The 12,677-nt window shown below is 72.6% G+C and carries 13 protein-coding genes; 7 read left to right on the forward strand and 6 right to left on the reverse strand.

Annotated features, from left to right (window positions below; genetic code table 11):
- Positions 1-117 precede the first annotated feature (117 nt).
- A complete protein-coding gene (locus AB0M82_RS38295) occupies positions 118-1,425 on the reverse strand; it encodes a GGDEF domain-containing protein (protein WP_364733007.1) in 1,308 nt (435 codons plus the stop codon).
- Between the two features lie 226 nt (positions 1,426-1,651).
- Here AB0M82_RS38295 and AB0M82_RS38300 point away from each other — a divergent pair, with 226 nt between their 5' ends.
- Together AB0M82_RS38300 and AB0M82_RS38305 are read left to right on the forward strand one after the other, a co-directional pair.
- Positions 1,652-2,611, forward strand: coding sequence for a chitinase (locus tag AB0M82_RS38300; protein ID WP_364733009.1), 960 nt, complete (start codon positions 1,652-1,654; stop codon positions 2,609-2,611).
- 93 nt (positions 2,612-2,704) lie between these two features.
- Positions 2,705-3,262: an HD domain-containing protein gene (locus AB0M82_RS38305; RefSeq protein WP_364733012.1), complete on the forward strand. Its 558-nt coding sequence runs from the start codon at positions 2,705-2,707 to the stop codon at positions 3,260-3,262.
- On the opposite strand, the gene AB0M82_RS38310 is transcribed toward AB0M82_RS38305, so the two are convergent.
- Both AB0M82_RS38310 and AB0M82_RS38315 read right to left on the reverse strand, forming a co-directional pair.
- On the reverse strand, positions 3,250-3,726 hold the full coding sequence (locus AB0M82_RS38310; protein WP_364733015.1) for an NUDIX domain-containing protein: 477 nt from the start codon (positions 3,724-3,726) through the stop codon (positions 3,250-3,252). The genes AB0M82_RS38305 and AB0M82_RS38310 overlap by 13 nt on opposite strands.
- An 11-nt stretch (positions 3,727-3,737) precedes the next feature.
- A complete protein-coding gene (locus AB0M82_RS38315; RefSeq protein ID WP_364733017.1) occupies positions 3,738-4,472 on the reverse strand; it encodes an XRE family transcriptional regulator in 735 nt (244 codons plus the stop codon).
- A gap of 226 nt (positions 4,473-4,698) precedes the next feature.
- Between AB0M82_RS38315 and AB0M82_RS38320 the strand changes: the two genes are divergently transcribed.
- Complete coding sequence (locus AB0M82_RS38320) at positions 4,699-4,968, forward strand: hypothetical protein (RefSeq protein WP_364733020.1); 270 nt, start codon at positions 4,699-4,701, stop codon at positions 4,966-4,968.
- A 41-nt stretch (positions 4,969-5,009) separates the two neighbouring features.
- Entirely contained in the window at positions 5,010-6,359 is a 1,350-nt protein-coding gene (locus AB0M82_RS38325; protein ID WP_364733023.1) for a cytosine permease, read from the forward strand.
- Here AB0M82_RS38325 and AB0M82_RS38330 read toward each other — a convergent pair.
- The 3 genes from AB0M82_RS38330 to AB0M82_RS38340 all read right to left on the reverse strand — a co-directional run bounded on the left by AB0M82_RS38330 (position 6,347) and on the right by AB0M82_RS38340 (position 9,174).
- Positions 6,347-6,889: a hypothetical protein gene (locus AB0M82_RS38330; RefSeq protein WP_364733026.1), complete on the reverse strand. Its 543-nt coding sequence runs from the start codon at positions 6,887-6,889 to the stop codon at positions 6,347-6,349. The genes AB0M82_RS38325 and AB0M82_RS38330 overlap by 13 nt on opposite strands.
- A gap of 156 nt (positions 6,890-7,045) precedes the next feature.
- The gene (gene murJ / locus AB0M82_RS38335) at positions 7,046-8,827 is read right to left on the reverse strand and encodes a murein biosynthesis integral membrane protein MurJ (RefSeq protein ID WP_364733029.1); all 1,782 of its coding nucleotides are present in this window, start codon (positions 8,825-8,827) and stop codon (positions 7,046-7,048) included.
- Positions 8,828-8,916: 89 nt separating this feature from the next.
- The gene (locus AB0M82_RS38340) at positions 8,917-9,174 is read right to left on the reverse strand and encodes a hypothetical protein (RefSeq protein WP_364733032.1); all 258 of its coding nucleotides are present in this window, start codon (positions 9,172-9,174) and stop codon (positions 8,917-8,919) included.
- A 180-nt stretch (positions 9,175-9,354) separates the two neighbouring features.
- Between AB0M82_RS38340 and AB0M82_RS38345 the strand changes: the two genes are divergently transcribed.
- The 3 genes from AB0M82_RS38345 to AB0M82_RS38355 all read left to right on the forward strand — a co-directional run bounded on the left by AB0M82_RS38345 (position 9,355) and on the right by AB0M82_RS38355 (position 12,672).
- A complete protein-coding gene (locus AB0M82_RS38345; protein WP_364733035.1) occupies positions 9,355-10,707 on the forward strand; it encodes an alpha/beta fold hydrolase in 1,353 nt (450 codons plus the stop codon).
- A 202-nt stretch (positions 10,708-10,909) separates the two neighbouring features.
- Positions 10,910-12,025 (forward strand): sensor histidine kinase, encoded by a 1,116-nt coding sequence (locus AB0M82_RS38350; RefSeq protein WP_364733038.1) that lies wholly within the window; start codon positions 10,910-10,912, stop codon positions 12,023-12,025.
- The gene (locus AB0M82_RS38355) at positions 12,022-12,672 is read left to right on the forward strand and encodes a response regulator transcription factor (protein WP_364733041.1); all 651 of its coding nucleotides are present in this window, start codon (positions 12,022-12,024) and stop codon (positions 12,670-12,672) included. The genes AB0M82_RS38350 and AB0M82_RS38355 overlap by 4 nt, the downstream gene beginning before the upstream one ends.
- The last annotated feature ends 5 nt before the right edge of the window (positions 12,673-12,677 follow it).

A 12,677-nucleotide genomic window follows, 5' to 3' on the forward strand; every position in this document is an offset into this window, starting at 1 on the left:
GGACATGGCCCTGACCACGCTCATCTCGTTCAACCGCGGCCTCGTCACCGCCGCGGAGCGCGACCGGGTGCTGGCGGTGATGCGGGAGGAGGGACTTCAAGTCCCTCAATGCGACATTCACGGCTTTCCGCCAGAGCTGACGCCAGGCTCCGCGCAGACCGTCCGGTTGCGGCCCGCGGCCTTCGCGCGCAGCAGGGCCGACTCCGCCGCGAGCAGCGCGTCCGCGAGCAGGCCGTCGGCCGGGCAGCTCGCCACGCCGACCGACACCGTCACCCCGACGAACTGCGGCCCGTCCCCCGAAGCCTTCAACGCCACCAGTGTCGAGGCGATCCGGAGCCGGATCCGCTCGGCGATCGCCATGGCGTCGAACCGGCCGGTGCCGGGCAGCAGCACGGCGAACTCCTCGCCGCCGGACCGGCCCACGAGATCCGCGGCACGGACCTCGTCGCGCAGGGTGTCGGCGACCGCGCGCAGGACGGCGTCGCCGACGCGGGCGCCGTAGCGGTCGTTGAGCTGGCGGAAGTGGTCGAGGTCGAGCAGTAGCAGGGCCGGGCCGGGGCCGTGCCTGCCGAGCCGGTCCAGTTCGGCTTCGGCGCCGCCGCGCCACGAAGCGCCGGTCAGCACGCCGGTGCCGGGATCGAGGGCGACGTGGTCGCGGCGGCCGCGGCCCAGTCCGCCGCGGTGCAGCACCACGGTGGCGCCGGCCAGCAGCGGCACGAGCAGCGGCGCGGCTTCGACGGCCCAGGCGAGCAGCAGGCCGAACGCGGTCATCGCGGCGTCGAAGGCGTGCCCCGGCGCGGCTTCGCGGGGCCGCCGGGGTCCGTCGGCGGCGGTCACGACCGCGGCGTTCACCGCGAGGAACACCAGCCCGGCGGCGGTCAGCAGGACGACGGTGCGGGCGTCGAGGACCTCGCCGAGCGGCCGGACGCCCGTCGCGGTGAGAAAGGCGCCGGCGATGAGACCGGCCAGCGCCGTCGCCGCGGCGCCGAACACCTGCCGGTACGCGGGTCTTCTGCGGACCCGGAACCACTGGTGCAGTGCGGAAAGCACGACCAGTGCGACGCCGAGACCGGGTCGGAGCACGAGCACCCCGGCGAAGATCCACGGCGTGTCGATGCCGGGGCCGAGCAGGGTGTCCTCGCGGTGGCGCTCCACCGGCCGCGCGAGCTCGGCCGACACCAGCATCCCGCCCAGGAGCAGCGCGAACGGCGGCAGCATCGCGGCGAGCGGCGGGAACCGGAAGGCGGCGAGGACGACGGCGGCCACGGCGAGGACGTCGATCAGGACGAGGTAGCAGACCTGGCCGCGGCGCGGCAGCCGCCATAGTGCCCACCGCCGCAGGGCCCAGCGCTGCAAGACGACGGCGGGCAGGAACCGGCCGGGGCGGCGTCCCCCGCCGGCTGCGACCGTGGAATCCCCCACCATTTCGGCAAACTAGCCGGTCGGCGGCGCGCTGTCACTCCGCCTTCAGGGGAATCTCACACCCTCGACGCTGGGCAGCCGTTCGCGCACGGTGGGTCACTTTCCGGCAGGAGAAGGGTTGACACGCACATTGGTCTAGTCCACTGTGGGATGGCACACCGTGCTCCTCCAGGGATGATCCCGCCGCCTCAAACCGGAGGTGCTCCACTCTGCGTGTTTGGAGGACCCCATGAAATCAGTGCGCCGTCTGGTGACCCTCGCCGTCGCGGCCGGAGCCGCCATGGCGACGGCGGTCGGTCTCGCCCCGCAGGCCATGGCCGCGGTCGACCCGGTGCTCGCGTCGCCGTACCTCTACCAGTGGGGCGGGCAGACCAGCCCCACCGCCGCGATGTCCGCGACCGGGGTGAAAGCGTTTACCCTCGCGTTCGTCCTGTCGGACGGCGGCTGCAACCCGAAGTGGGACGGCAGCCGTTCGCTGACCGGCTCGGACAAGACGATGATCCAGAACATCCGCAACGCCGGCGGGGACGTCATCCCCTCCTTCGGCGGCTGGTCCGGCACGAAGCTGGGCTCGAAATGCACGTCGGCTTCGGCCCTGGCGGGCGCGTACCAGAAGGTGATCGACGCCTACGCGCTCAAGGCGATCGACCTCGACATCGAGAACACCGACGAGTTCCAGAACGCGACGGTCCAGGACCGCATCCTCAACGCGGTCAAGCTGACCAAGCAGAAGAACCCGGACCTGCGCGTGGTCATCACCATCGGCACCACCACGACCGGCCCGGACACCTGGGGCAAGCGCCTGATCAACCAGGCCAAGGCGATCGGCGCGGGCGTCGACGTCTGGTCGGTCATGCCGTTCGACTTCTCCAGCGGCGGCGACATGGCCGCGCACACGAAGTCCGCGGTCGACGGGCTGAAGAACCAGCTCAAGACCACGTTCGGCTGGAACGACGACACCGCCTACCGGCACAGCGGCCTTTCTTCGATGAACGGCAAGACCGACAACGCGGGCGAAACGGTCACGGTGGCGAACTTCAATTCCATCCGCGGCTACGCGGCGAGCCACCACCTGGCCCGCTTCACGTTCTGGGCCACCAACCGCGACTGCGGCGGCGGCGGCGAATGCAGCGGCATCTCGCAGAACAAGTACGCGTTCACCAAGATCGTCGCCGGCTACGCCGGCTGACACCAGGCCCGTAGTGGGGCTGTCGGAGGCCCTCTCACCGGCACCGGGGTCGATGAGGGGGCCTTCGCGGGTCCGGCCCAGTAGCCTGGCCACATGTCCGATCAGCCGGGCCCGGCCGAGGCGGCTGCACTCGCGGAGGCGCTGATCCGGCCGCTCGGCGACCGGTGGGACCACACGCGGGCCGTGGCGGCACGTGCCACCGAGCTGCTCCCGGCCGTGCCGCCGCCGGAGCGAAACCCGCTCGTCTGTGCGGCCTGGCTGCACGACATCGGCTACTCCCCCGACCTCCGCACCACCGGCTTCCACCCGCTCGACGGCGCCCGGCATCTCCGGCTGCTCGGCTGGCCGTCGCCGGTGGTGAATCTGGTGGCCCACCACTCCGGCGCCCGGTTCGAAGCCGCCGAACGCGGTCTGTCCGGTCAGCTCGGGCAGTTCCCGTTCACCGCGTCGCCGACGCTCGACGCCTTGGACACCGCCGATCTGACCACCGGCCCCAGTGGCGAGCGCCTCGCGTTCCCCGCACGGATCGCCGAGATCCTCGAGCGCTATCCCGCAGACCACCCCGTCCACCGGACCTGGGCCAAGGCCGCGCCGATCATCGCGGAAGCGGTGCGGCGCACCGAAGCCCGGATCGCGGCTCAGCCCAGATAAGGGGCGGTCCGCCCCGGGTCCAGCGCGTGGTCGATCCGGAGCCGCATCGACGGATGAATGTCCACAGTGTCCAGCGCCGCCGGCGCGACCCACCGGACGGCCTTGGTCTCGGTGCCGTCCTCACGCGGCACTCCGCCGACCCACCGCGCCTCGAAGCACAGCGAGAACTGCTGGCGCACCTCACCGTCGTCGTAGGCCATCACGTGTCTCGGATCGGTGTAGGTACCGACCAGGCGGCTCACCTCCACGTCGAGCCCGGTCTCCTCCTTCACCTCGCGGACCGCGGTGTCGGTGATCCGCTCGCCCGCGTCGTGGCCGCCCCCTGGCAACGCCCACAGATCGTTGTCCACCCGGTGGATGAGCAGAACCCGGCCGGCGTCGTCCCGGATCACCACGGTCACCGAGGGGACGACGCTGGTGGCGGCCGGCGCCGCCGGATCGTCGAAGTAGTCGATTCGACCCATCGAAACTCCTGTCAGATCTCGGGTGTACCGGCCGACCACACCCGGTCGAACGCCCGCCGGTAGTGCTCCCACATCGAACCACCGGAAACCCGTCTCAGGTGCCACACGGGGCTCTGCCCGGCCAGCGCGCCGAAGGTGTGCCCATTGACGAGCAGATCGTCATCGAACCGGTAGAGCGAGTTGTAAAGCGTTTCGCCGTGCGTACGCACCTCGACCCCGTCGAGGCCGGCGACCTCGGCCAGATACCGCCGCATCAGCTGAACCCGGCCTTCGAGCCCGCCCGGCGTGCCCTCCTCGGCCGCCCGGCGGACCACCGCGGGAGCCGACTCGTCACCAACCAGGAGACGGAACCGCACTCCGGCGGCGGCCTTGTCCCGGATCAGCGGCACAAGGTCGTACTGCTCGACCAGGAACACGCCGGAAAAGACCAGCAGGTCCATCTCCTCGCGGAGGCCGGAGAGCAGATTCGTCCAGTTCGCCGCTGTGATCGCCGAGCGCGAAGGGTAGTACCGGAACAACTCCGTCTCGCCCGGCGACGAACGCGCGTCGTCGGACAACGACGGCCAGAGATCGGCTTCGCGGCACCCGAGCAAGGCGACGACCTTGTGCCGCGTGGTCCGGTGTGGCACCCGCTCGCGGCTGATCCACCGGTCCGCCGTCTTCGGATCGACGCCCACCACGTCCGCCAGCTTGCCCACCGTCAGGTTCGCGGCGAGCATCGCCGTCCTGAGCCGGTCGTTGGCCATGACGCACCTTCCCACGGGGACGTTCCGGACGTTTCGGCCGGGCCGCACCGGCCGCCGGGACGTCCGCGAAGGTCCCGGCGAACGCGGTTCCGGAGTCCCGCGATCCGCGGTTTCCTCGGACCATGACCTCGGAAGATCACCGGATCACCGTGCCAGGCGTCAAGCACCCGGAGGTGTGGCGCCGCTTCGATCAACCTCTTTGGTGCGAACCCGGCGGGTTCCCGCGATGGCGTTGACCGTCCGGCTCGACCTTGACCACCTCCACCTCGTGGCCCACGGGGAACGGCACCGCGCCCGGCTGAGCCACGTTCCCCGGCCGGGCGAGACGATCACCATGCTGTGCGGGTACGCCGATTTCGTCGAGTACACCGACCGGTCTGCCGGCCTCGTCGGAGTCCGGACCTGCTGGCCGTGCGATCTGGTGTACCGGCGGCAGGTCGGCGTTCGGGTCCCGGCGGATCACCCCGGGCTGCGCCGCCCCACCCCGCCGACGTGAACTGTCACACCGGCGCAACGTTCGTCGCCTACCTTCTGCGCATGACGAGGATCGAAGACGCCGGTTATGGCGACAAGGTGGTGGCCGTCGAGCCCGGCGGGATCGAACCCGTCGCCGACGCCGACCGGCACGGCACGCCCCGGCAGCTGGCCTGGACCTGGGCCTCCCCCAACCTCGAGTTCGCCACCGTCTTCGTCGGCGTGCTCGCCGTCACCGCCTTCGGGCTCTCCTTCACCCAGGCCGCGCTCGCCGCCGTCATCGGGAACGGGCTCGGCGCGCTCGCGCACGGTCTCCTGTCCGCGCGAGGGCCGCGGTACGGCGTGCCGCAGATGGTGCTCGGGCGGGCCGCGTTCGGCTACCGGGGGAACCTGCTGCCGGCCGCGCTGATGTCGGTGATGGCCGGGATCGGCTGGTTCGCCGTCAACAGCGTCAGCGGCGCCTTCGCGCTGACCAGCCTCACCGGGCTGCCCGTCCTGGCCTGCCTCGCGATCGTCGTCGCGCTGCAGATCGTGATCGCCTTCTTCGGGCACAACCTCGTCCAGGCGTACGAAAAGTACGTCTTCGCCGTCCTCGCCGTCGTGTTCGCCGCCGCGAGCGTCGTCGTCTTCGCGAAGGCCGGCCCGACGACGAACACCGGCACCGGTGGCGGGTTCCTCCTCGCCGTCGGCACCGCGTTCGGCTACACCGCGGGCTGGAACCCCTACGCCGCCGACTACACGCGCTACCTGCCGAAGACCGCGTCGCGACGCGCGATCGGCCTCTACGCCGGCACTGGCCTGTTCTTCTCCACCACCGTCCTGATGCTCGCCGGCGCCGCCTCGGTGACCATCGGCGGCCCGGCCGACGCCAATCCGGCGACGGCGTTCACCGGGCAGCTGCCCGGTTTCCTCGCCGCGGCGACGCTGCTGGCCATCACGCTCGGCGCGGTCGCCGCGAACGTCCTGAACGTCTACTCCGGAGCGCTGGCCTTCCTCGCCCTCGGCGTCCGGTTGCCGCTGGCCTGGCGCCGCGCCGTCGTCGCGCTCGCCTTCGGCGCGGTCGGGTTCGTGCTGGCCTGGCTGGGGCTCGCCGACGCCGGGCACGCCTACGAGAACTTCCTCCTGGTCATTGCGTACTGGATCGGCCCGTGGCTCGGCGTGCTGCTGGCCGACCACCACCTCCGCCGCGGCACCGAGTTCGGCGAGTTGCTCACCGACCGGCGCCACCGCAACGTCGCCGGGTTCACCGCGTTCCTCGTCGGACTGGTGGTGTCCGTCGGCCTGTTCGCGAACCAGTCGCTCTACACCGCGCCGGTCCCGAAAGCGGTGCCCGGCACCGGCGACCTGACCTTCGCGGCCGGGTTCGTGCTCGCCGCCGGGACCTACCTGCTGCTGCGCCGTCAGCGCCCATAGGGGTAGCCGTAGCCGCCGCAGTACGGGTAGCACTGGTAGGGGTTCATGGGCGGGCCCCACGTGGGCGGGGGTGGAGGCGTGCTCTTCGGCGTCGTGGTCACCGGCGGCGGCAGCTTCACCGTCACCGTCGGCGTGGGGGTCGGCGTCCGGCGCGCTTGCATCACCACCGGGGACGGCGTGCTCGTCTCGGTCGGGACCGCGAGCGCGCTCGTCGGCGACGGGACGCCGGTGGCCGGCTGCAGCTGCGGGAACGGCGTGGTCTGCTGGATGGAGTCCGGCTGCGCGGTCAGCACCAGCACCAGCCCGCCGAGCACCACGGCCACGCCGGACGCCAGCGCGAGCCGCCCGCCGGGACCCGCGGCGTCGGGCGCGGGAGCGCGGCGATCCGACGGCACCCCGGCCGCCGCGCTGCGCGACGCCCGCGCCGCCGGGGACGACCGGGAACCGACCTGCCGGGGCTGCACGCCGGTCTGCCGCAGCAGTTCGTCGACCGTGACCCGGTCCCGCCGCCTGCGCGCACTGCGCGTCATGCACGACCTCCACCTGTTTCCCCCGCCGCCGCGCTCGCCCGCGGCCGCCTGATCCCCGGTGGATACTAGGAATCCTTACAGGAATTGTAAACGCGCTGATCGCAGCGCTCTCGTTACCGTTTCGAGACAACCGGATCGTGTTTTCGGCCGTAGTCGTCAACGAGCCGCGAACCGCCGCCGCAGCCCGGCCACCCGCCGGGTCACCGGGACGAACTCCGGGAGCTTCACCAAGGCCAGCAAGCCGAAGGGCACCACCATCCCGAGCAACCCCTGGACCGGCAGTTTCACCCACGCGGCCGGAATCGCCCCGAGCGACGCGGGCACGGCGTACCCGGCGAGGACCGCGGCGACCACGCCGAGCCCGCTCGCGAAGAGGGTGATCAGGCCGACCCGCAGCGATCGCTTGCTGCGCAGGTGACCGAGCCGGACCCACAGCCAGACCTGGCCGAGCACGGCGCCGACCACGAATCCGGCGCCGTTGACGAGCATCACGCCGTAGACGACGTGCTCGCCGTCGAGCAGCCCGCGGCAGAGCAGCAGCAGCGGGATCTTCACCGCGGTCATCACGAGCATGATCAGCGTGGGCGTGCGAGCGTCCTTCATCGCGTAGAACACCCGCAGCTGCAGCATCACCAGCGCGAACGGCAGCAGCCCGACGGCGGAGACGGCCAGGGTCTGGCCGAGCCGCTCGGCGTCGTCCAGGGTGCCGCGGCCCCAGGTGAAGATCGCGATGCCGATCGGCGTGCCGACCACGGCCAGCACCGCGGAGATCGGCACGAAGAGCACCGTGGAGATGCGGGAGGCGAGCGAGAGGTCGCCGACCAGCGACACCGTGTCGCCGTCCGCGGCGGCGCGGCTCATCCGCGGCATCAGCGCGGTCAGCAGTGAGACGCCGAGGATGCCGTACGGCAGCTGGAAGAGCAGGGACGCGTAGCTGTAGGCGGTGACGCCGCCACTGGTGCCGCCGGTCAGCACCCGGGTCGTGACGACGAACCCGACGTGGCTCACCACGACGTAGCCGAGGATCCACGCCGCGAGCGTGCCGAACTCCTTGATCCGCGGGTCGAAACCCCACCGCCAGCGGAACCGGAACCCGGTGCGCAGCAAGGCCGGGACCAGCACGAGTGCCTGCACGACGATGCCGAGCGTGGTGCCGAAGCCGAGCACGAGCAGCTTCGGGTCGCCCATCCGGACCGGGTCGAGCGTCAGCTCCCCCGGCACCACCGCGAACACGACGAGCGTGCCGGTGACGACGACGTTGTTCAGCACCGGCGCCCACGCCGGCGGGCCGAAGACGTTCTGGGCGTTGAGGATCGCCGAAAGCAGCGCGAAGAGGCCGTAGAACAGGATCTGCGGCAGCAGGAGGTACGCCAGCGCCGTGGTCAGGGCCGGATTGGCGGTCGGAGACGATTTGTCGACATAGAGCGTCGTGAACAGCGGCGCGATCGCCACCGCGACGGCCGTGCCGACGACGAGCAGCAGCAGCGCCATCGTGATCAGCCGTTGCGTGTAAGCCCGGCCGCCGTCCGGGTCGTCCTGGGAACGCACCAGCAGCGGCACGACGACGCTGGCCAGCACGCCGCCGAAGAGCAGTTCGAACACGATGTTGGGCAACGTGTTCGCGACGGTGAAGGAGTCGTTGACGACCCCGGTCCCGACCACCGCGGCCAGCAGCAGCTTCGCCACGAACCCGGTGATCCGGCTGACGGTGGAGGCGACCGCCATCCGGCCGCTCGAGCGGGCCAGCGACGAGCCGGCGCCTTCGCCCCGGCCGGCCGTGACCGGCGAAGCGGGCGGCCGGGCGACGATCTGGGTGGCGAACTCGTCGTAGGGCCGCCGCGAGACGTCGGGGTCACGGGTCGGCCAGTGCGGGCCGCGCAGCTCGCTGGGGAGGAAGACCGTCGCCTCGTCGTCCACCGGTGGGGGGTGCTCCGCCATGGGCACAAGATTGCCAGGTCAGGGGCGCGCGTGGGACACCGAACGGGCGATCTAACCGCGACGCTCCGTGACGGGCGGCGGGAGGGTCTTCAGGCGGCGACGGTGATCGCCAGCGCGGCGCGGCCGGCCTCGGTCAGCTCGGCCGTGACGCGCCCGGTGGCGCCTTCGGCGGCGGGGCGGAGGTAACCGCCGTGGGCCAGCGCGTGCGAGGTGCTCTGATCACAACAAGCGAATCCGTCGACGAAGAGGTCGGGTTCGCAGCTGCGCGACATCTGTGCCCGGCCTGCTGCCACCGCCCTCAGCATCGCCATCGCGCGGTGGGTGAGCTCGACTCCTGAACCGGACACCGGACTGCCTTTCTCTCCGAACTGCTTACTACCTGTCATCGCCCATTGGGCCAATGGTGTTACTTACCGCCCAATGACGTCTGTACCCGGTCGGAGGTTCCGTCGCCGCGGCGACGCGCGGCGCGAAAAGTCTGTCGAAAGGCAGACGCGCCCGTCCCGCCGAGCTGCTCGAATCGAGGCATGAAAGCACTGATCAAGCGCGCGACGGCGATCGCCGGCGCGGCCGGGCTGCTCGTCACCGGCGCCGGGACCGCCACGGCGGGCGAGGGCCTGGCGTGGCGGGACTGCTACGACGGGCTGGCGTGCGCCGAGATCCGCGTCCCCGCCGACTGGGACCACGCCACCGGCGGCGACACGGTCACCGTCCCGCTGCTCAAGATCCCGGCCCGGGACCGCAAGCTCGGCTCGCTCCTGGTGAATCCCGGCGGACCGGCGCGGTCGATCCCCAACTTCGCGGTGCCGGGCTACCGCGACCAGTTCGCCGACCTCGCCGCGCGGTTCGACGTCGTGGTGTTCGACCCGCGCGGCCTCGACGTCACGTGCCCGGCGCCGGTTCCCGCGGCCCTGTCCGTGCCGCTGGCCAAGAGCGCGTACGACTCCTACGCGGCCGCGAACGCGAAGTTCGCGGCGGACTGCGCCACGGCCATGGGTGGCTACCGCGGTCATCTCGGCGCCAGCCAGGTCGCGCACGACATGGACGCGATCCGGGCGTCGTTGGGCGAGCAGCGGCTCACCTACTTCGGCAGCTCCTACGGGACGGTGTACGGGCAGGCGTACGCCGGGCTGTTCGGCCACCGCGTCGGGCGCATGTACCTCGACAGCACGCTGGACCACACCCGGCCGGATCCGGTGGCGTGGGCTCGGGCCGGTGCCGTGACCGCCGAACGCAACCTCTTCCGGCTGGCCGGGTGGTGCGCGGCGGACGCCGGCTGCGCGCTGCACGGCCGGGACGTCATCGCCGTGTGGGACCGGCTGCTCGCCACGCCGGACGCGGTCACGATCGTCCGCTGGGCCGCGGCGCGGATCGGCGACGACCGGAGCTGGCCGGCCCTGACCGCGGGCCTCGCGCAGGCCGAAGCCGGGGACACGTCGGCGATGGCGCCCCGGCCCGGTCCGCCCGACGCCCGCCTCGCCCGCACGGCGTTCTGCGCGGACTTCCCCGACCCGGACGGCTTCCCGGCCCTGGAACGGGTGGAGGACGAGCTGCGCGCGGCCGCGCCCCGGGTGGGGTGGGCGGTGCAGCCGTGGCGGGTGTCCGGTCATTGCTCCGGTCTGCCCCGGGTCGGGCTGAACCGGCCGGCCGCGCTGCCGCCGATGCCGCGCGTACTGGTCGCGAACGGCGACGACGACCCGCTGACGCCCGCGGAGCACGGCCGCCGCGTCGCGGCGCAGCTGCACGGCGCCTACCTGCCGGCGGCGGGCAACCACGCCCTGTACCTGCGGGGCAACGCCTGCGTCCGCGACCACGTGCACCGGTTCCTGTGGACCGGGGAGCTGCCCGCGCCGGGGGCGCGCTGCGGCACCTCGGGCTGATGGGCGTGGGCCGCCGAACGCAGGGCCGGAGCGGGCTCGTGGCGGGCGCCGATCAGTCCCGGCGACACCGCGGAGACTCCCCCCGAACCCACCGACCACGCACAATGCGGACACGACCACCCACCGGACCAAACCATCGGCAGCCACCGGCCAACCCCGGCACCACCACCAAAACCCACCCCGGACCGCGTACAAAGTGGACATGACCACCGATCACCCGCCCGGACCGGACCGCTGGCGGGTGCTGACCCGGCTCGGCGGCACCGTCGCGGGCGACGCGCTGGTGGCCGGGGCGGCTGCCCTCCTCGTGCTGGGGCTGGGGCTGGCCGAGCGGGGCGCGGACGATCTGCCGGCGATGGCTGCGGCGGCCGTCGCTGTCGCCGCGCCGCTGCTGCTCCGCCGCCGCTTTCCGCTGGCCGCCGCGGCGGCCTGCGCCGCGGTCGTGATCACCGCCGGCGCGCCGAACTGGCCCGGCCGCCTGGTGGCGATGGCCGCGTTCGGGTCGGCGGCCTACCACCGCCCCCGGCCGATCGTGCTCGCCTGCTCGGTGGGCTGGCTGCTCGTCCTCACCGTGGCCGGCGTCCGCCCGGCGGGTGCGGCCGCCGGCTACACGGACCTGGTGCTGCTCGGCGTCGCGCCGGTCGCGGCCGGCTACGCCCTGCGCCTGCACCGCGATCGCGCCGACCACGCCGCCCGCCTCTACCGGGAGGAAACCCGCCGCGTCGTCGCCGAGGAGCACGCCCGCGTCGCCCGTGAGGTGCACGACGCCGTCGGCCACCACCTCACCCTGATCCGGTTGCAGGCCGGCGCCGTCCGCCACGTCATCCACTCGCTCCCGCCGGTGGCCGACCGGGCGCTGGCCACGATCTCCGCCGCCTCGGCCACCGCGCTCGCCGAGGTGCGCGCCGTGCTGACCACCTTGCCGGGACACGGAACCGCACTGTCCGATTTGGACGACCTGGTGGCGCGTGCGACCGGCGGCGGCCGCACCGTCACCCTCACCCGGTGCGGTCCGGCGCGGTCCGTGCCGCCGCTGGTCGACCACGCCGGCTACCGGCTGGCCCAGGAGGCGCTCACCAACAGCCTGCGCCATTCCGACGCGACCCGTGTGGACCTGCGTCTCGACCACCGGCCCGGCGCCGTCGTGATCAGTGTGGCGGACAACGGTTCCACCGGTCCCGGCGACGCGGCCGAAGGCGCCGGCCTGCGCGGTATGCGGGAACGGGCGCGGCTGCTCGGTGGCACGCTGCGGATCGAGCCGAACCACCCGACCGGCTGGCGGGTCGAAGCCCGGCTGCCGCTGTGGGAGGGCCCGTGATCCGCACGCTGCTGGCGGACGATCAGGAGCCGGTCCGCTGGGCCCTGCGCCTGGTCCTCGACGCCGAAGAAGACATCGAAGTGGTCGACGAAGCCGCCGACGGGGCCGAAGCGGTCGAGAAGGCCCGGTGGCGCGGGGTGGACGTCGTGGTGCTCGACCTGCGGATGCCGCGGCTGGACGGGATCGCCGCGATCCGCCGGATCGCCGAATCGGTCAACCCCGCACCGGCCGTCGTCGCCCTGACCACGTTCGACGTCGACGAGTACCTCTTCGGCGCGCTCCAGGCCGGCGCGGCCGGGTTCGTCCTCAAGGACAGCGAACCGGCGCTGCTGATCGACGCCGTCCGGGCCGCGGCGAAGGGGCAGGGGCTGATCGACCCGCAGGTCACCCGCCGCACCATCCGCCGGTTCGCCGAGCTCGCGCCCAGGCGCCCGCCGGCCGGCCTCGACCTGCTCACGCCGCGCGAACGCGAGGTGCTCTGGCACGTCGCGCACGGCATGAGCAACGCCGAGATCGCCGCCGCGCTCACCGTCGGCGAAGGCACGGTGAAGACCCACGTGGCGCGGGTGCTGGCCAAGCTCGGCCTGCGCACCCGGGTCCACCTGGTGATCTACGCCTACGAGCACGGGCTCCTGAACACGTCCTGACGAAG

Source organism: Amycolatopsis sp. NPDC051128, assembly GCF_040682715.1.
In the GTDB taxonomy this organism is placed as follows: Bacteria; Actinomycetota; Actinomycetes; order Mycobacteriales; family Pseudonocardiaceae; genus Amycolatopsis.

Coding starts and splice junctions, on each gene's coding strand:
- AB0M82_RS38295 (WP_364733007.1), bottom strand. CDS start 1,425: ATGGTGGGGGATTCCACGGTCGCAGCCGGCGGGGGACGCCGCCCCGGC.
- AB0M82_RS38300 (WP_364733009.1), top strand. CDS start 1,652: ATGAAATCAGTGCGCCGTCTGGTGACCCTCGCCGTCGCGGCCGGAGCC.
- AB0M82_RS38305 (WP_364733012.1), top strand. CDS start 2,705: ATGTCCGATCAGCCGGGCCCGGCCGAGGCGGCTGCACTCGCGGAGGCG.
- AB0M82_RS38310 (WP_364733015.1), bottom strand. CDS start 3,726: ATGGGTCGAATCGACTACTTCGACGATCCGGCGGCGCCGGCCGCCACC.
- AB0M82_RS38315 (WP_364733017.1), bottom strand. CDS start 4,472: ATGGCCAACGACCGGCTCAGGACGGCGATGCTCGCCGCGAACCTGACG.
- AB0M82_RS38320 (WP_364733020.1), top strand. CDS start 4,699: ATGGCGTTGACCGTCCGGCTCGACCTTGACCACCTCCACCTCGTGGCC.
- AB0M82_RS38325 (WP_364733023.1), top strand. CDS start 5,010: ATGACGAGGATCGAAGACGCCGGTTATGGCGACAAGGTGGTGGCCGTC.
- AB0M82_RS38330 (WP_364733026.1), bottom strand. CDS start 6,889: ATGACGCGCAGTGCGCGCAGGCGGCGGGACCGGGTCACGGTCGACGAA.
- murJ (WP_364733029.1), bottom strand. CDS start 8,827: ATGGCGGAGCACCCCCCACCGGTGGACGACGAGGCGACGGTCTTCCTC.
- AB0M82_RS38345 (WP_364733035.1), top strand. CDS start 9,355: ATGAAAGCACTGATCAAGCGCGCGACGGCGATCGCCGGCGCGGCCGGG.
- AB0M82_RS38350 (WP_364733038.1), top strand. CDS start 10,910: ATGACCACCGATCACCCGCCCGGACCGGACCGCTGGCGGGTGCTGACC.